The sequence below is a fragment of the Kribbella rubisoli genome (assembly GCF_004217145.1).
GTDB lineage: Bacteria > Actinomycetota > Actinomycetes > Propionibacteriales > Kribbellaceae > Kribbella > Kribbella rubisoli.
Genome location: NZ_SHKR01000018.1, coordinates 87,024 through 104,807, shown reverse-complemented (window position 1 = coordinate 104,807; position 17,784 = coordinate 87,024). Strand labels below are relative to the sequence as shown.

20 protein-coding genes are annotated in these 17,784 nt (G+C 67.0%); 15 read left to right on the top strand and 5 right to left on the bottom strand.

Going from position 1 to position 17,784, the window contains the following annotated elements; translation table 11 throughout:
• Nucleotides 1–39 precede the first annotated feature (39 nt).
• The 13 genes from EV645_RS38585 to EV645_RS38520 all read left to right on the top strand — a co-directional run bounded on the left by EV645_RS38585 (nt 40) and on the right by EV645_RS38520 (nt 12,763).
• Complete coding sequence (locus EV645_RS38585; protein WP_130449698.1) at nt 40–1,686, top strand: ABC transporter substrate-binding protein; 1,647 nt, start codon at nt 40–42, stop codon at nt 1,684–1,686.
• Entirely contained in the window at nt 1,686–2,618 is a 933-nt protein-coding gene (locus tag EV645_RS38580) for an ABC transporter permease (protein ID WP_130449696.1), read from the top strand. Before EV645_RS38585 ends, EV645_RS38580 begins: the two co-directional genes overlap by 1 nt.
• Nucleotides 2,615–3,493 (top strand): ABC transporter permease, encoded by an 879-nt coding sequence (locus EV645_RS38575; protein ID WP_130449694.1) that lies wholly within the window; start codon nt 2,615–2,617, stop codon nt 3,491–3,493. The genes EV645_RS38580 and EV645_RS38575 overlap by 4 nt, the downstream gene beginning before the upstream one ends.
• Nucleotides 3,480–5,501, top strand: a complete 2,022-nt coding sequence (locus EV645_RS38570) for a dipeptide ABC transporter ATP-binding protein (RefSeq protein WP_130449692.1) — start codon at nt 3,480–3,482, stop codon at nt 5,499–5,501. The genes EV645_RS38575 and EV645_RS38570 overlap by 14 nt, the downstream gene beginning before the upstream one ends.
• A 3-nt stretch (nt 5,502–5,504) precedes the next feature.
• Entirely contained in the window at nt 5,505–6,425 is a 921-nt protein-coding gene (locus tag EV645_RS38565; RefSeq protein WP_130449690.1) for an acetamidase/formamidase family protein, read from the top strand.
• Nucleotides 6,422–7,417 carry an alpha/beta fold hydrolase gene (locus tag EV645_RS38560; RefSeq protein WP_130449688.1) on the top strand — a complete coding sequence of 332 codons (996 nt, stop codon included), beginning with the start codon at nt 6,422–6,424 and terminating at the stop codon, nt 7,415–7,417. The genes EV645_RS38565 and EV645_RS38560 overlap by 4 nt, the downstream gene beginning before the upstream one ends.
• A gap of 12 nt (nt 7,418–7,429) precedes the next feature.
• Nucleotides 7,430–8,344 carry a proline iminopeptidase-family hydrolase gene (locus EV645_RS38555; RefSeq protein ID WP_130449686.1) on the top strand — a complete coding sequence of 305 codons (915 nt, stop codon included), beginning with the start codon at nt 7,430–7,432 and terminating at the stop codon, nt 8,342–8,344.
• A 9-nt stretch (nt 8,345–8,353) separates the two neighbouring features.
• A complete protein-coding gene (locus tag EV645_RS38550) occupies nt 8,354–8,782 on the top strand; it encodes a helix-turn-helix transcriptional regulator (protein WP_130449684.1) in 429 nt (142 codons plus the stop codon).
• A 30-nt stretch (nt 8,783–8,812) separates the two neighbouring features.
• A complete protein-coding gene (locus tag EV645_RS38545; protein ID WP_130449683.1) occupies nt 8,813–9,241 on the top strand; it encodes a VOC family protein in 429 nt (142 codons plus the stop codon).
• 70 nt (nt 9,242–9,311) lie between these two features.
• On the top strand, nt 9,312–10,190 hold the full coding sequence (locus EV645_RS38540; protein ID WP_130449681.1) for a hypothetical protein: 879 nt from the start codon (nt 9,312–9,314) through the stop codon (nt 10,188–10,190).
• Nucleotides 10,187–10,540 carry a GntR family transcriptional regulator gene (locus EV645_RS38535; RefSeq protein ID WP_130449679.1) on the top strand — a complete coding sequence of 118 codons (354 nt, stop codon included), beginning with the start codon at nt 10,187–10,189 and terminating at the stop codon, nt 10,538–10,540. Before EV645_RS38540 ends, EV645_RS38535 begins: the two co-directional genes overlap by 4 nt.
• Nucleotides 10,541–10,784: 244 nt before the next feature.
• The gene (locus EV645_RS38530) at nt 10,785–11,633 is read left to right on the top strand and encodes a S8 family peptidase (protein ID WP_157997255.1); all 849 of its coding nucleotides are present in this window, start codon (nt 10,785–10,787) and stop codon (nt 11,631–11,633) included.
• Nucleotides 11,634–11,863: 230 nt separating this feature from the next.
• The gene (locus EV645_RS38520) at nt 11,864–12,763 is read left to right on the top strand and encodes a cyanobactin maturation protease PatG family protein (RefSeq protein ID WP_157997254.1); all 900 of its coding nucleotides are present in this window, start codon (nt 11,864–11,866) and stop codon (nt 12,761–12,763) included.
• 300 nt (nt 12,764–13,063) lie between these two features.
• Here the strand turns inward: EV645_RS38520 and EV645_RS38515 are convergent, their stop codons facing one another.
• The 5 genes from EV645_RS38515 to EV645_RS38495 form a co-directional block, all read right to left on the bottom strand.
• Entirely contained in the window at nt 13,064–14,218 is a 1,155-nt protein-coding gene (locus EV645_RS38515; RefSeq protein WP_130449673.1) for a PrsW family intramembrane metalloprotease, read from the bottom strand.
• Nucleotides 14,215–14,832, bottom strand: coding sequence for a hypothetical protein (locus EV645_RS38510; RefSeq protein WP_198682143.1), 618 nt, complete (start codon nt 14,830–14,832; stop codon nt 14,215–14,217). The genes EV645_RS38515 and EV645_RS38510 overlap by 4 nt, the downstream gene beginning before the upstream one ends.
• A gap of 56 nt (nt 14,833–14,888) precedes the next feature.
• On the bottom strand, nt 14,889–15,041 hold the full coding sequence (locus EV645_RS43490; protein WP_422386673.1) for an ATP-binding protein: 153 nt from the start codon (nt 15,039–15,041) through the stop codon (nt 14,889–14,891).
• A 17-nt stretch (nt 15,042–15,058) separates the two neighbouring features.
• Nucleotides 15,059–15,280, bottom strand: a complete 222-nt coding sequence (locus EV645_RS42050) for an ATP-binding protein (protein WP_157997253.1) — start codon at nt 15,278–15,280, stop codon at nt 15,059–15,061.
• A 97-nt stretch (nt 15,281–15,377) separates the two neighbouring features.
• Complete coding sequence (locus tag EV645_RS38495; RefSeq protein WP_157997252.1) at nt 15,378–16,091, bottom strand: class I SAM-dependent methyltransferase; 714 nt, start codon at nt 16,089–16,091, stop codon at nt 15,378–15,380.
• Between the two features lie 97 nt (nt 16,092–16,188).
• Between EV645_RS38495 and EV645_RS38490 the strand changes: the two genes are divergently transcribed.
• The gene (locus tag EV645_RS38490) at nt 16,189–16,686 is read left to right on the top strand and encodes a hypothetical protein (protein ID WP_157997251.1); all 498 of its coding nucleotides are present in this window, start codon (nt 16,189–16,191) and stop codon (nt 16,684–16,686) included.
• 112 nt (nt 16,687–16,798) lie between these two features.
• A complete protein-coding gene (locus tag EV645_RS38485; protein ID WP_157997250.1) occupies nt 16,799–17,746 on the top strand; it encodes an NAD-dependent epimerase/dehydratase family protein in 948 nt (315 codons plus the stop codon).
• Nucleotides 17,747–17,784: the final 38 nt, after the last annotated feature.

Here is a 17,784-nt window from a genome sequence, read left to right as displayed (position 1 = left end):
GGAATAGCACCCCTCCTGCCTGCCCAAGGAGTACGTCGCATGAACCTCTCGCATCCAGGTCAGTTCTCCCGCCGCAGGCTGCTCGGCCTCGGCGGCGGGCTGGCCGCCGGGATCGGCCTCGCCCCGATGCTCACCGCCTGTGGTGACAGCACCTCGTCCGCGGCCACGCCCGCCGGTGGCGGCACGTTGACCATGGGGATCAACGCCACCCCCGACACCCTCGACCCAGGCGCCACCGGACTCGCGCTCACGCTGCTGATCTCGTTCGCGCTGTTCGACCCGCTGGTCTACTGGCTGCCGGACGGTAAGGGCGGCAGTGCCTTCCACCCGGGCCTGGCAGAGTCGTGGACGATCTCGCCCGACGCCTCGGTCTACACCTTCAAGCTGCGCAAGGGCGTGACGTTCCACGACGGGACGACGTTCGACGCGAAGGCGGTCAAGGCGACGTACGACCACGTGGTCGACCCGAAGACCAAGTCCAAGAGCGGTCTCGGCGCGCTGGGGCCGTACAAGGAGACCAAGATCCTCGACGACTACACCGTGCAGATCGTCTTCACGGCGCCGAACGCGTCGTTCCTGCACCAGCAGGCGGCCGGCAACTTCGGCATCTCGTCGCCGGCCGCGCTGGCGAAGTACGGGCCGACGGCGTACGGGAACAATCCGGTCGGGACCGGACCGTTCACGTTCCAGAGCTACCAGGCCGGCAGCCAGTTGACGCTGCTGAAGAATCCGAAGTACACCTGGGGTCCGAAGGCGCTGGGCGAGGGCCCGGCCAAGCTGGACAAGCTGGTGTTCCGGATCGTCACCGACGACAGCGGCCGCTACAACGCCCTGCAGAGCGGGCAGTTGCAGATCGCGATGAACCTGCCGCCCAACAACATCTCCGCCGCGCAGAAGTCCGGCAAGTTCCAGCAGTTGCTGGTGCCCTCCATCGGTACGCCGCTGGGGATGCCGATCAACGTGACCAAACCGCCGACCGACGACCCGCTGGTGCGGCAGGCGATCATGTACGCCGTCGACCAGGACGCGCTCGTGAAGGACGTCCTGTACGACGTCTACAAGCCCGCGCACAACGTGCTCACCCCGATCACGCCGGGGTACAGCGCGGCGGCGAGCAAGACCTACTCCTACGACCCGGACAAGGCCGGCCAGCTGCTCGACCAGGCCGGCTGGACGGTCGGCGACGGCGGGATCCGGACCAAGAACGGCAAGAAGCTCAGCCTCGAGATCATCCTGTTCAGCGGCGGCGGGCTGGAGTTGCCGACGCAGTTCGCCGTCTCGGAGCTGCAGAAGGCCGGGTTCAGCGCGAACACCGCCGTACAGCCGTTCGCGACGGCGCAGGCGAGCTTCAACTCCGGCGCGCACAACCTGGGTTCCTTCGGCTACTACGGCGCGGACCCCTACCTGCTCAACATCTGGGTCAACTCCAACGCGATCCAGTCCGGCTTCAACTGGTCGCACTACGCCAACCCCGCGGTGGACAAGCTGATCGCCAAGGCGAACGCGACCGCCGCCGACGCCACCCGCAACGGGCTGTACGAGCAGGTCGGCGCGAAGCTGATGCAGGACTCGATGTACCTGCCGCTGTGGGACGTGGCCGGCGCGTTCACGCTGTCGCCGAAGGTGCAGAACCTGCACCAGACCCTGAACGGCTACCTGGCGTTCCACAGCGCCACGGTCGGCTGATGCTGCTGTTCGTGGTGCGACGGCTGGGCGCGGCGATCCCGGTCGTCATCGGCATCACCCTGATCGCATTCGTCCTGGTGCACGTCGTACCGGGCGATCCGGCCAAAGTGATCCTGTACGGCGCGAACGCGTCACCGGAGCAGATCGCGACGCTGCGGCAGCAACTCGGACTCGACGATCCGTTGTGGCGGCAGTACGCCGATTTCGCTGTCAACCTCGTGCACGGCAACCTCGGTACGTCGTTCCTGACCCAGACCCCGGTCAGCCACGAATTGTTGTCCAGGGCACCGAGCACGCTGATCCTGACGGCGACCTCGATGCTGGTCGCGGTGCTGGTCGGCGTACCGCTCGGACTGGTTGCGGGCATGCGTCCGGGTTCGGTCCTGGACACCGTGGCGCGGTGGATCTCGTTCGCTGGTGTCGCGGTGCCGTACTTCTTCCTGGCTCTGCTGCTCGTGCTGCTGTTCAGTGTCAAGCTGCACCTGCTGTCCGCGATTGACGACGGTACGGCCAAGAGCCTGGTGCTGCCGGCGGTCTCGCTGGGCTGGGGCTACGCGGCGATCCTGACCCGACTCGTCCGCGGCCGGGTGATCGACGAGCTGCGCAGCGACTACGTGAAGTCCGCCCGGGCGCGCGGCAGCGGTGAGCTGCGGGTGCTGCTGCGGCAGGTACTGCGGAACTCCTCGGTGCCGGCGGTCACCACGATCGGCCTGCAGTTCGGCAACATCCTGACCGGTGCCGCGATCACCGAGGTGATCTTCGGCCGCGCCGGGCTGGGGAGCTTCCTGGCCACCTCGATCACCAGCAAGAACATCCCGGTGGTGCAGGGTGCGGTGGTCGTGATCGGGATCGCCTACGTGGTGATCAATCTCGGCGTGGACCTGATCGTCGGCGCCATCGACCCACGCACCAGACAGGAGGCTGCCGCATGAGCCGGCTCAAGTGGGTTGTCCTGAGCCTCGCGGTCCTCCTGGTGCTGCTACTGCTGCTCGCACCCGGCGTGCTGGCCCACGTCGACCCGGTAGCGACGAGTGACGCGCACCTGGAGGGCCCGAGCGGCAGCCATCTGTTCGGTACGGACCTGCTCGGCCGCGATGTCTACAGCCGCACCGTGTACGGCGCACGCCCGGTCCTCGTGGCGAGCTTCCTGGGCGTCCTTCTCGCCAGCGCCGCGGGTGTCGCGATCGGCGTACTGGGTGGTGTCGCGCCGCGCTGGATCAACGCCGTGGTGATGCGCCTGGTGGACGTGTTCCTCGCGCTGCCGGTGCTGCTGATCGCGTTGATCCTGATCGCCACCGCCGGCTCGGGTGTCCGCAGCATCGTCCTGGCGATCGGGATCGCGTTCACCCCGGGCTTCGCGCGGGTGGTCGAGTCTTCGGTCCGCCGGCTTCGCAAGGCCGAGTACGTCGAGGCCGCCCGGGTGTTCGGCTCCACCACGCTGCGCACCTCGTGGCGGCACCTGCTGCCCAACCTGCTGACCGAGGTGGTCGTGCTCGGTAGCAGTGCCATCGGCTGGGGCATCCTGACCGCCACCACCCTGAGCTTCCTGGGTCTGGGCGTCCGGCTGCCGGCGCCGGACTGGGGGAGTGACCTGGCCGCCGGTGCGACCAATCTGGCCGACGCCTGGTGGCTGTCGACCTTTCCCGGGCTCGCGATCATGGCGACCATCCTGCTCGCGAACTTCTCCGGCGATCACCTGATGCGGGTGCTGGATCCACGGGCCGGGATCAGGTTCGGCCGAAGCTTCCGCCGGCTCGCGATCCGGCTGTCCCGTCACGGAGGTGACATCGCACATGAGTCTGCTTGAGGTGACCGGGCTGCGGACCGAGATCGACACCGCACAAGGCCGGATCCGTCCTGTCGACGGGGTGAGCTTCGCCGTCCGAGCCGGGGAAACCCTTGGTGTGGTGGGGGAATCCGGATCCGGCAAGACGATGACCGGGATGTCGATCATGCGGCTGCTGCCGCCCGGTGGATCGATCACCGGCGGCTCGATCCGGCTGGACGGCCGCGAGCTGACCGAGCTGGACGAGCCGGCCATGCGCAAGGTGCGCGGCAGCGAGCTGGCGATGATCTTCCAGGACCCGATGACCTCGCTGAACCCGGTCCGGACGATCGGCAGTCAGTTGCGGGAGGCGTACCGGATTCACGTCGACAGCAGCCGCGCCGCGGCGACGGCCCGGGCGACCGAGGTGCTCGGACTGGTGGGCATGCCACGACCGCGCGAGCGGCTCGACGACTACCCGCACCAGCTGTCCGGCGGGATGCGGCAGCGGGTGATGATCGCGCTCGGTCTGATGTGCGATCCGAAGCTGCTGATCGCCGACGAGCCGACGACGGCGCTGGACGTCTCGATCCAGGCGCAGATCCTGACCCTGATCGACGACCTCAAGTCGCAACTGTCGATGGGCGTGCTGCTGATCACCCACGACATGGGCGTGATCTCCGAGTACGCCGACCGGGTCGCCGTCATGTACGGCGGACAGGTGGTCGAGCAGAGCGGCGTCCACGAATTGTTCGAGAGGCCGCGGCATCGGTACACCGAGGCGTTGCTCGCCGCGATGCCGACACTGGAACTCGACCGGAACGCTGAGCTGGCCACGATTCCAGGCAGTCCGCCGAAGCTGCTCGACCTGGCGCCGGGGTGCCGGTTCGCTCCACGGTGTGCGTTCGCGCAGGACGACTGCCGCAGCGCTGATCCGTCGTTGATCGGTGGGGATCACCTGCACGCGTGCTTCCATCCGGCCGACGGGCGTACCCGAACCACGGCCGCGGACGTCGGCGTGCGGGAGGCGGCCGAGCCGCGCGGATCTGACTCGCTGGTGCAGCTCTTCGACGTACACAAGCGGTTCGGCGTGCGATCGAGGCGGCCCTTCGCTCCGTCGCGGGCGGTGCAAGCGGTGTCGGGAGTGACGCTGACCATCGCGGCCGGGGAGACGCTGGGAATCGTCGGGGAGTCGGGCTGCGGCAAGACCACGCTCGGCCGCATGCTGGTGGGGCTGGAGCGGCCGACCAGCGGATCTGTCAGCTTCGACGGCCGGGATCTGTCGGTGCAGAGCCGGTCCGGATTCCGGAAGCGCCGGCGTGATCTTCAGATGATGTTCCAGGATTCGGCCGCCGCGCTCGATCCACGGATGACCGTCGCCGCGCTGATCGCGGAACCGCTGGTGGCTCAAGGAGTCGGTACCCGGCGCGAACGACGCCGTACCGTGGCCGAGCTGCTGGCGGCAGTCGGGTTGCCACCTGAGGCGGCGGAGCGGTACCCGCACGAGTTCTCGGGTGGCCAGCGGCAGCGGATCGCGATGGCCCGGGCATTGGCGCTCCGACCGAAGGTGATCGTCGCGGACGAGCCGGTGTCCGCGCTGGATGTCTCGGTCCAGGCGCAGATCCTCAACCTGATGCGGTCGCTGCAGGAGCGGTACGGCCAGACGTACGTCGTGATCTCGCACGACCTGTCGCTGCTCAAGTACCTGGCCGACCGGATCGGCGTGATGTACCTCGGCCGGCTCGTCGAACTCGGAGCCGGTGAGGACGTCTACAGCGCACCACGGCACCCGTACACGGCCGGGCTGATCAAGGCGATCCCGCTCCCGGAGTCGGCGAAGAACCGGGAGGCCGCGGCCCGGTCGACCGGCCTCGGCGGCGAGTTGCCGTCGGCCATCGATCCGCCGAGCGGCTGCCACTTCCGGACCCGGTGCCCGCTCGCAACCGAGCGGTGTGCCACGGAGGTCCCGGTACTGAAACCCTCCGACGGCCTGCACGCGGTCGCGTGCCACCATCCCCTGACCACCCACGTCCTGACGCCCGTGAGGTAGACGATGATGCACAAGCTGGACGCAACCCCCGAGACCACCGTCGACGTGTTCAGCGCCGAGCAGCCTCCGGTGCTGACGATTGACCCAGGCGACACGTTGACAGTCCATTCACTGGATGCTTCGGGCTACCTGTCACCGCAGACCACACCAGGTGAGCAGCAGCCGAGGATGTTCGATCAGGCTCGCGGCCACTGCCTGACCGGGCCGATCGCCGTCCGTGGTGCACAGCCAGGTGACGTGCTCGCGATCCGGTTGGTCTCCCTCACCCCCGACCCTTGGGGCTGGACCGTCGCCGGCGCGCTGAAGTCGCCGATCACCGAGCGGCTGGGCGTCACCGATCAACCCGCCTGGCTGCTCTGGGATCTCGATCCCGACGCTGGAACCGGTCGCTGCAACGGTGGCTTCACCCGTGACCTCGCACCGTTCCTCGGCGTCATCGGCGTGGCCCCCGAGAGCGGCGGCGAGCACTCGACGATCCCGCCCCGAGCAGTTGGTGGCGGCAACATCGACTGCAAGTCGTTGGTCGCGGGGTCGACGCTCTACCTGCCGGTCGCGGTCGCGGACGCGATGCTGAGCCTCGGCGACGGTCACGCCGCCCAGGGCGACGGTGAGGTGGGCGGTACGGCGATCGAGTGCCCGATGACCACGACACTGACCGTGGACCTGGTCCGCGAACCGCGCCCGATCGAGACGATCCACGCGGAGACCCCGGACGGGCTGATCACCTTCGGATTCGACGCCGACCTGAACGTCGCGACCGGCGACGCGCTGGACGCGATGGTGCGCTGGATGCAGGCGCTCCTCGACGTCGGCAAGAGCACCGCCCTGGCACTTGCCAGCACCGCCGTCGATCTCCGCGTCACCCAGGTCGCGAACCAGACCTGGGGCGTCCACGCCCTGCTCCCGGCCGGCGTGCTCGCGTGACGACCGGCAGCTTCGAACTCGGCGACCTGAAGCTCGAGAACGGCGGTGTCATCCGGAACGCCAAGCTCTCCTGGAAGTCCTACGGCACGCTGTCCCCGGCGCGCGACAACGTGATCGTCTACCCGTGCAGTTACGGCGCGACGCACGAGACGCAGGAGTGGCTGATCGGGCCCGACGGCGTACTGGACCCCGAGCGGTGGTTCATCGTCATCCCGGACATGTTCACCAACGGGCTCTCGTCGAGCGCGTCGACGGACCCGGAGTTTCCGTCGCTCGTCACGATGGCGGACAACGTGCATGCGCAGTACCGGCTGATCACCGAGCATTTCGGGATCGATCGGCTCGCCGCGGCGTACGGGTTCTCGATGGGCGCCGGTCAGGCTTACCACTGGGCGGCGCTCTACCCCGAGTTCGTCGAGCGCGCGATCGTCGTCTGTGGGAGTGCGCGGACGTCGCTCCACAACCGGGTCTTCCTGTCCGGCTTGTTGCGGATCCTCGAGGCAGCTCCTGAGTACGCCGGCAACGGGCACTTCACGGCCGAGCCCGTTGCCGCCAAGCGTGCTTTCGCGCACGTCTACGCCGGGTGGGGGCTGAGCCAGGACTTCTACCGGGCGCGGTTGTTCGAGTCCGTACTGGGAGCGCCGGATCTCGACTCGTTCCTGCAGACCGACTGGGTGGATCGCTTCGCCGAGGGCGCCGCCGCCGACCAGTACGCGCAGGCGCTCACCTGGCAGGAGGCCGACATCAGTACGCCGTACGACGGCGACCTGGACGCAGCACTAGGGGCGATCACGGCCCGCGTGCTGTTGATGCCGTCGGCCACCGACCTCTACTTCCGGACCGCGGACAACGAGTTGGAGCTGACCTCGCTGCGGAAGGCGGAGCTGGTGGAGATCCCCAGCATCTGGGGACATCGAGCCGGCTCACCTCGCGACATCCCCGCCGACCTCGACTTCCTGCGCCGGCACGTGCGGGGCTGGCTCGATGCCTGAAAGGACACTGTGATGAGTAGCACCGCGTCGTACGAGATCCTGCCCCCGACCCGTGAAGGCCGGGTGCCGTTCTCCGACGGCGAGACTTGGTACCGGATGACTGGGGACCTGGGCAGTGGAGTCACGCCGTTGGTGATCGCCCACGGTGGGCCAGGGGCGACGCATCAGTACCTGCTGTCGTTGACTGCGCTCGCCGCAGGCAGGCCCGTGATTCATTACGACCAGTTGGGATGTGGGAACTCGACTCATCTGCCGGACGCGGATCCGTCGTACTGGACTGTTGAGCTGTTCCTGGACGAGCTGGACAATCTGCTGGATCACTTGGGGATTGCGGACGACTACCACCTGCTGGGGCAGTCGTGGGGCGGGATGTTGTCGGCGGAGCACGCCGTACGGCGTCCAGCGGGGTTGAGACGACTGGTGATCTCCAACTCGCCGGCGTCGATGCCGCTGTGGCTCGAAGCGGCGGCGTTGTTGCGTGCGGGGCTGCCGGCCGAGGTGGAGGAGACGCTGCGCGAACACGAGGAGGCGGAGACGACGAACTCTCCGGAGTACGCGGCCGCGATGAAGGTGTTCTACGACCGGCACGTCTGCCGCGTAGTGCCCAATCCGCCGGAGGTCGCGGCGGCGTTCGCGTCCATCGAGGAGGATCCGACCGTCTATCACACGATGAACGGGCCGAGTGAGTTCCACGTCGTCGGGAGCCTGCTGGACTGGACGGTCGTCGACCGGCTGCCGCGGATCGCCGTACCGACGCTGGTTGTCTCCGGTGCGTACGACGAGGCGCAGCCCGTGTGCGTATCGCCGTACGCGGAGTTGATCCCGGATGCGCGCTGGGAGGTGTTCGCGGAGTCCAGTCACCTGCCGAACGTCGAGGAGCCGGAACGGTACGCCGCGGTCGTGGAGTCGTTCCTCCGCGGAGGCTAGGCTCGAGCCGTGCCGATCGTCGTGCCGGTGGAGCTGTTGCCGCACCTGCGGCGGGCGCGGGATGTTGCCGATCGCAACTATGCCGAGCCGCTCGATCTCGCGGCGCTGGCGACCGCGGCGGGCGTCTCGAAGTACCACTTCCTGCGGTGCTTCGCGGCGGAGTACGGCGAGACGCCGATGCAGTACGTGACCCGGCGGCGGATCGAGCGGGCGACCGATCTGCTGCGGGCGACGAACCTGACAGTGACCGAGGTGTGCGGGCTGGTCGGGTACAGCAGTCTGGGGTCGTTCTCGCAGCGGTTCACCGAGCTCGTCGGGATGACGCCGACGGCGTACCAGCGGACGCAGACCGGGGCGCGGATCCCTGGGTGCTTCGTGTTCATGCTCGGATTGAATTCCGCAATTCCGGAGAAGCCGCCGGGGGAGCCCGGGGCTTAGCGTCGTACTCACGACCTTTGAGGAGGAACTGTGATCACGAACGTGAGCCTGGTGACGGTCTACGTCAACGACATCGACGAGGCGAAGGCGTTCTACACCGAGAAGCTTGGATTCGAACTCGGTGAGGACATCACGCTCAGCGAGGACTTTCGCTGGTGCACCGTGCATCAGGCCGACCATCCCGAGCTCGAGCTGGCGCTGATGCTTCCCGGGCCGCCGATGGACGAGGAATCTGCGGGGTGGATCCGGCGGATCATGGCCAAGGGCTCGATGCATGGGGTCGGGCTGGCGACGGACGACTGCCGGAAGACGTTCGCCGAGCTGACGGGGCGCGGCGTTGAGTACATCCAGGAGCCGGCGGATCGGCCGTACGGCGTGGAGGCGGTACTGCGGGACAACTCGGGCAACTGGCTCGTGCTGGTCGAGCAGAAGGCGTATACGGCGGCCGACTTCGCATGACCCTCGATTGACTTACGCTCTTTGTATCAATACATTTGGTACAAAGAACTCGAGGGGAGCGTGGTCGGCGGTGGACGTGCTGTGGCTGGTCGGGGTGATGGTGGTGGCGTCGGGGATCCTGTGGACGCAGCGCCGGAAAGCGGCACAGCGGGAGGTCGATCGGCGCGTCGAGCGTGGCGGGCTGCCGGGGGAGCGTGACCTCGTCGAGGCGGCGCTCGAGTGGTACCGGCGCCGTCAGGAGATCCTGATCCTCGGCGTACTGGCGGGGGTGCTGGTTGCCGGTGCGGCCGTCGTACTGGTGCATCTCGGGATGGATCTCGGCTTCGTGCCCGGGGCTGTGCTGGACTTCCGGCTGCTCACTTGGTTGCTGGCGGCGACGGCTGCGTTCGGCGGGTTCGCGACGCTGATCAACGGCTATCGGTCCGTTCGGGCGTCGCGCGCTGACGGGCCGCGGCTCGCGGCACTGCGGCCGCGGAAGTTGAGCGACTACCTGAGTCCGATCGAGATCGCGATCTACGACGGCTGCGTCGTACTGCCGTTGGCCGGCGCCGCGCTCGGCGTCGTGGTGCTTGGTACGAACGACCATCCGGCGCGGGGCTGGATCCTGATCGGCAGCGGTTTGGCTGCTGTGGCGGTGTGGGCGATCGGGCTGCTGCTGACGCGTACGACGTTGCGCGTGAACCAGCCGTCCGGACGCGAGGCCGAGCTGCGCTGGCAGGAGGCGCTACGGGCGACAACGCTGCGGGACATCGGGTCGGCGGTGCTGACTGTCGCGTGGCTGCTCGGTGCGGCGATGCCGATGTCGTTCGAGTGGCCGTCCGACGTGCCGGGGTACGTCGAGCCGCTCGCGACTGTGCTGTTCCTCGTGTCGGTGGCGCTGTGGTGTACTGCGCTCATGGTCGCCGCCAGCCGCCGCGGGCTACAGCGGGTGCAGCGAGTCGCCGGATGATCATCTCGGTCGACCCGGCGGCAGCGAAACCGCCGTACGAGCAGGTGAAGGATCAGATCTCCGGGCTGATCCGGACCGGCGAGCTGGCGCAGGGGACTCGGTTGCCTACGGTGCGGCAGTTGGCGGGGGATCTTGGGCTTGCGGTCAACACTGTCGCTCGCGCTTATAAGGAGCTGGAGGCTGAGCGGCTGGTTGAGACGCGGGGGCGGAACGGGACGTTCGTCCTCGCGTCGCGCAGTCGGGTGGACGACGAGGAGACTCGCGCCGCGGCGACCGTCTTCGCACGGGCTGCGCGGCGGGCAAACCTGTCCCTCCCCGAAGCTACCGAGCTGCTGCACCGAGCCTGGTAACAGCGCGCCGCGCTAGCTGCTGAGGCGATCGCCCCGCGCAGGCAGCAGGCCAAAGTAACTCCGGGTGACCGGCACTTGTCGGACGTGCGGCTCGGTGTTCTACTGAGTTTCGGGCACATTTGTGTGCGAGGGGACGGACATGCGTCTTGGCGTGGATCCGATGACAGCTGATGCGGGGCGTCCAGTTGACGTGCCTCCTGCGCATCGATCCACTTCGTTGAATCTGGTCGGTCTTCCTTTTCTGATGGACCAGACTGTCGGCCGGGCCGAGATAGTAGTGGCCCTCCTGGACGGTCCAGTTGTGACTGATCACCCGGCTTTCGTCCACAGCATGATTCGTACTGTCGGCGGCTCGGACGGAAAGTGTGCCCGGCCTGATGAAGCGGCATGCCGGCATGGCACGGCTGTGGCGGGGATACTGTGCGCGACCAGGGGAGTGTCAGAAGCACCTGGAATTGCGCCAGGATGCGTTGTCCTCAATCGGCCCGTCATTCCGGAATCAGGACCTGGTGGGCACCTTGAGGCGGGCCCCGATGAACTTGCCGAGGCACTCGTCGAGGTCACGCGTGCCGGCGCGAAGGTCATCAATGTGAGCTTGGCGATGTCGCCGTCGCCGATGACCCAGCACTCCGTGATCAGCCGGGCGCTGGACTATGCGCTTTTGCGTGGCGCACTTGTGGTGGCCGCTGCAGGGAACGATGGCGAGCTGTCGAGCACGACGATAACTCGGCATCCGGCGGTAGTTCCGGTGGTCTCGTACGACGAAGACGGGCGCCCGATCGGACATTCGAATTTCTCTGCGTCCACAGCGCGCAGAGGCGTCGGTGCACCCGGCGCGGGTGTTCGAAGCATCACGCCTGCAGGAGGCAGTGTCGAGTTGAGAGGCACGAGCTTCGCGACGGCGCTCATCTCCGGAACTGCTGCTCTGCTCTGGTCGCTCTTCCCGCGTTGTGGCGCGGCCGATATCAGGGCTGCGCTGACCCTCGGGCGGAATCGGCGCGCGCTTTCGCTGATTCCACCGCTGGCAGATGCGAAGGCGGCGCACGAGTACCTGACCGCCAAGGATGCGAGAACCGTGGACAGGTTGACGTGATGGAGGTTGGCGATGAGTGCCGAGAAGGATGAGGGTAAACGATCGCCGAAGCGTATTCGGCTGCCTGGATTCATTGTTACCGAAGAGACCGGACTGGGAGATGCGATCGGGCGGGCGACGTCGTACGTCGGCATCAAGCAGTGTGGAGGTTGCGCCCGGCGTGCCGCCAAGGCGAATCAATGGGTCCGGTTGTACAGCAGGTAATCGAGGTAGGTCACGGAGGGGGCTTGATGAACTCAACAGAAGATGGTGCAGAAAACGAAGCGAACGTGGGTGCCGCGAGCCTGCTGACGGCGTCGCCGGGAGTTGCACCGCTCGGTCGGACACCGCAACCCGCCGTCACCCGGAAGCCTTCGTTCGTCTACGCACTCGGACGCGTCGAACCGCGATTTGCCAGTCTGGCGATCGAGAAAGAATTCGCCCAGACCATGGGCCGTGCCGAGACGGCCGGCCTGACGGATCGGCAAGCGCTGCTGTCGCTTCTCGAAACACCCAGCAACCGCCACCTGATCCGGCAACTGTGCTGGGTGTTCACGGTCGAGGGGATCGAGACCTACATCCTCGTGCCAGGGCATCCCAGTGATTTCGATTTGCTGGTGGATACGGTCAGACCGGAGCGGAGCGGCGACGACGTCGACGTAGTTGTCGGAGTGCGTGGAGCGCTTGCTGCTCCGGAGAAGTGCAACGGGCTCGTCGTACCGGTCGTTGCGTTCACACAGATCTACTCCTTCGATCGCGACGGTCTGGTGGCCGCGATTCCGCGGCCGGACGAGTTGGATGCTGAGCGCGACGAAGATTTTCGATCCAGCGCCGCCGAGATGTTCGACCGCATCATGCAGATCGCCGACAATGCGGGCGCGACGGACGAGCATCGGGCCGTCAACTATCTCGCTCTCCGCTATCCCGCCATCTACGCCAAGGCCACGGAGGCGCACGCCTCAGAACTCTCGCTCTCCGGCATCGAAGCTCGTCCGTCAAGGCTGTCCGGCACCACACGCGACGTCGTCGATGTCATATTCACGTTCACGAGCCGGCGCACCGACGTCGCGGACAAGTACTTCGTCAGAGTGGACGTGACCGAGGAGTTTCCATTCCTCGTGACGAAACTATCTTCTTACTACGATCGGTAACTTTGACAGGAGGGTGACGATGTTAGCCAATTTCACCGCCGAGGCATCGCTCTACAAGTCGGCAAGAATGTATCGCCGTGGCACGCGAGGATCCGCTACCGGCGGACAAGCGGTCGTCAGGACTGCCCAGGAAGAGGTGCTTGAATTCACGTGTTCATCTGGGGCGTGCGCCTGTCAGGGGCTCCCGGACTGCAGCGACATGTTCGACACCAACGTGTGTGGGCCGGTGGCGTTCTGTGACTCGACGGGAGGAGATCTTAGCTGCGCTTGTCTCAGGCCGTGACGTCACGCGTCCTTCCGTCAGGGCTTGTTGTGTAGGCGCAGGAGTTCTGCGCGGGTGTGGACCACGCCCGGCGACTCTGCGCCGTTGGCTCGGGCGATTTCTTGGGCCAGGTCGCTGGCGGCCTCGAGGCGGTGGTTGGCTGTGCGGCGGCTGTGAAGGTGTTTGCGGTACTTCTTGCGATCGCGTCTCAGGCCGCTGACGGCGTCCAGGAGAGGTGGGTCGACGGCGCCGGTGGCCAGTTCGGGGGTGAGGAGTTCTCGGATCCAGGTGCGTTCGTGTTTCGCGGCGTGGCGGAGTACGTAGAAAAGGGCGGTCAGCTCCACAGCGGCGATCAGGAACGGGAGGATGGCGGCCCACACGCCGCCGTTGCTGAGGCCGCCCATGTCGTCCCAGGCGAAGTGGAAGAACATTGCCATCAGCATCGTCAGGACGCCGCGTACGACGTTGCGTTCGCCGCGGGTGCGGCCGAGGACCCACATCAGACCGGCGCAGAAGATCGCGCTGAACAGGGCATGCGAGACGATTCCGGCGGCGCCGCGGACGATGAAGACGCGGAGGGACGAACCGAGCTGGTCGACGCCGTACTGCTGGGTTGCGCCGTTGTACACGTACAGGATGTCCTCGAAGACCTGGAAGCCCAGGCCGATGAACGCGCCGATGATGAAGCCGTCGTACGCGCTGCGGACGAGTCGCGGAGCCAGGCCGATGAGCAGGATGAGGCCGATCGCCTTGCCGAATTCCTCGTTGATCGGGGCGGTCAGGCCGGCGCCCCAGTCCTGCGCGAACGACGTACCGCCGATCTTGGCCCAGATCGCCAGCAGCGCCGCGTTGGCCGGCAGTGCGATCCAGAAGGTCGCGGCGACGCCGCCCCAGACGAAGCCTGTCGCCAGCAGCGACGCGGGCTGCGCCGTGAAGCGGTTGTGGTGGCGCAGGAGGAGCAGCCAGGGGATGAGGTAGAGGCCGAACAGTACGACGCCTCCCGCGAGCGCCGGTGTGTAGAACTGTGCACCAGGACCGAAGACCCGCAGCATGGTGATCGCACCGGCACCGACACCGACCACATAGACCCAGAACGCGACGTTGTGCGGCTGCAGGAACCGGTACGGCTGGCCCCAGCCGGACTCCTCGATCGCGTCGAGCTGCGCGACTTTCTCCTGCGGTACGGCGGTCATCGCGCCGCTCCCGGGGTGATGCTGCGCAACATCGCGCCGACCTGGTCCTCATAGTGCTCGAACTGCCCGGACGCCGTACGGACTCGGACGAGAAGCGCCGGGGCGGTGTCAACGGCATCGCCCGTACCCATCTTGAACGCCACGTCGACTCCGTCGCCGCTCGGGCCGCTCCCGCTCTCGACCACGCCGACCAGCCCCGAGTCGGTGGTGAGCGAGCCGCGCGCTGCCGTCACGCCTGGCGGACTGCCTTGCGAACGGTGCACCTGGTCGAGGAAGGCGGCTGCGCTGCCGTCGTACGCCGCACCGATCAGCTCGATCGTCGCGCCGCCCTGTGCGAGCAGCACCTGCAGGCTGGTCGCGCTCGCCCCCGCGCCGCCAACGAGCGTCCCCTGCTCGAGCTGCCAGCCGACCGGCGGCACCGCCGTCGCACCGTCGCCGAGGTCGAGCACCTGCCCGGCCCGAATCTCGTTGTGCCACGGAATCGCCGCGTTCAGCCCCTGCCACCCGTAGATCAGCAGCAGCGCGATCGCGAGCGCCGAGAACCCGGCCTTGAACGTCCGCCGATCCAGCCCGAACCACCGCTGCTCAACCGGCACCCATTCCCGCGTACTCACGACCAGCCCCTCTCTCGCCGTTCCAATCACTGTAGAGCGTGGGTCTCCGAACGAGCCTAGACCTCGCTCGGGAAGTCGACGGTGATGTGGAGGCCGCCGGTGAGGTTGGGGGTGATGGATAGAGGAGCTTGGTGGGCTTGGGCGATGGCTGAGACGATCGCCAGGCCTAGGCCGTGGCCTTCGGTGTGGGTTGTGCGGTTGGGGTTCAGCCGTTGGAAGGGTTGGATTAGGCGGGGGAGCTCGGTGGGGGAATCGGGGGGCCGGTGTTGGTGATGATGAGGCGGCCGGACGGGGTCGTGGTGATGTCGACTGTGCCGTGGGGGCGGTTGTGGCGGATGGCGTTGGTGATCAGGTTTGTCAGCAGGGCGGCGGTTAACGACGGGTCGCCGGTGACCGCGGACTGCTGTACCTGCCGCCGATCCTGGCCCAACTGGTTGCCAACCCACATCTGCGCCGACTGCTCGAGCAGAGTGCGCCGATGAGCGCCAGCCTGTGGGTGCTCGCGGCGTGGTCGCTCGGGGCGATGCTTGTGGGCACTCTGCTGCTCAGGTTTCGTGATACCTGACGCAGATGACGTCGCCGCCAGCTTGGGAGAGGACGCTGAGGCCGGCGGTTTCCAGCTCGGCTCGTAGGGCGGCGGGCCGTAGGTGACGGCGGTGTGGGAGGTACCAGGTGCCGTCGAGCTGGATCGCGTCGGCCGCTGGAGCAGCGGCCTCGTAGCAGATACCGCTGCTGGCGTCGTACCGGAAGTTGCCTTCGTAGACGCGGTCCGGGTCGTACATCGCGGTGGAGAGGACGTAGTACCCGGTGGTCTTGAGGCGGTCGCGTACGGCGCCGAGCAGGTTGGCGCGGTCGGTGTCCGTGACGATGGACTGGAGACAGTAGCTGTCGAGGACGACGTCGTACTGCTTGCTGCCGGCCCCCATTGCGCAGACGTCCTGCACGCTGAAGTCGACGTCGACGCCGCGCTGCCGGGCGAATCCCCGGGCCAGCGTGATCGCCTCCGGGATGAGGTCGATCGCGTCGACGCGGAAACCTCGCGCCGCAAGGAAGCACGCCGCCGGTCCGGTGCCGCAGCCGTACTCCAGTACGTCGGGCTCGGGCGGAAGGTCCAGCTGGGTCAGCGCGTGTTCGAGGAACGGCCGGTTCGGGAAGACGTCGTACTCGTCGGTCTCCCCGAAGAGGTCGCTCCACTGCGTCAGACCCTGCTGCACGAGCCGCTGGTACGCCGCCTGGTGCTCGGCGTGGTAGTACCTCACGCGGACCTCCACCGTCGTCGAGCGCTTACTATGTCTCGCTGTCGTCCGCCTGACCACCCAATTCCGACGACGGCAGCGACCCACGGGAGGATGGCCGATGGACGAGGCGGAGAACCATCGCGCGGACGCCGAGGCTGAGGCCGAACGCATCCAGCAGGAAGTCGAAGAGGCCGCAGCCGACCCGGCCGCCCAAGAGGAGTGGATCCGCCAGTCCAACCTCATCTACGGCGGACTCGCCGCTGCTGGCCTGGTCGTGGTGCAGCCCTTCCTGACCTCGTCCCCCCTCAACCTCTCAGCGAAGATCTGCGTCATCGCCTTCGCCGTCTCGATCCCGCTGTTAGCCGCACTCCTCGTCCTCAACCGCCAAGAGGCATTCCGCCACCGAGTAACCAGATCCCGGCTCGTCGCCGTCGCGAAGGCAATCGCCCAAGGCTCGGCCTTCGTCGGCATCGCAGCCGCCTTCTGGCACATCTCCCTCGCCGCCGGCATCACCTTCATCCTCGTCGCCATCTTCGCCGTCGGCGTCCACTCCTCCGGCTACGTCCAACTCGAATACGACGGCAAATTCCGCTCCAGATTCCGCCGCCGCACCTGACCTGCGACGATTCCCGCACAGTGGGGTAGGTCGCGTTACGACCCTTGTCCTCGGTCGCTGTCGAAGCGATGATGAGGACCTTCGTCTGCGTTCAGAGAAAGAGGCAGCCAGTTTGTCGGCCATCCTTGTCCACGGCGCCGCCGGCTTCGTCGGGTCCAGCCTGATTCCGATGCTCGTGGCGAACACCACCTCACCACTGATCCTGACGGACAAGCACCCCATCGACACGTCCCAGGTCGAAGCCTCGCAGGCGCGGATCGAGACCTTGCAGACGGACAGCCTTGCGACTCTCCCTGAAGGCGCTGACGACATCGGTGTGGCCATCGTTCTGGCCGGCGAAACCAACGTCGACGAGGCTCTTGTCGATCCGAGGCGCGCCTTCGAGACCAACATCGCCATCTCGATCGACGCGGCCGAATGGCTGAGACGGAACCCGCAATCGAGGCTCGTCTACATGTCCTCCGACGAGGTCCTCGGTGAGTCGTTTGCACCCCTGAGCGAGAGCGAGCCGGCACGCCCCACGCAGCCGTACGCAGCGTCCAAGGCGTGCGCAGAGACGATCCTCACGTGCTACCGGGACACCTACGGTCTCGATCTTGTGATCCTGCGTTCGTGCAACCTGGTCGGAGGTCGCCAGCGAGCGCAGAAACTCATCCCGGTGGCCGTGACGAGCCTCTTGAACGCAGAGCCCGTGCCAGTCTTCGGATCGGGCGAACAGCTCCGCGAGTGGATGGCGGTCGAGGACCTCTGTGCAGCGTTGCTGCTCGCTGCCCGAGGTGACCTCCCAGGCGGTGTCTATCAGGCCACCTCGGGTGCCCAGCTCTCCGTTCTGCAGGTGATCGATCTGGTCGCTTCAGTTCTCGGTCTCCCGCCGAAACTCGTCTACGTCGCCGACCGGATCGTTGAAGACAGGTCCTACGCAATGGACTCGTCGACGCTGCAGAGGTACGGCTGGAAACCGGAGAGCGACGTGACGGCGGCGATAGAGGCGGCAGCGGTTGCATTGTCTGATGCCTTCCGCTGCGGAGAGCGGCTCGCCCCGAATGCTGGGGCGCACTGATGCCAGGAGTACCGGCCTGGCAGGTAACACCGCATGGT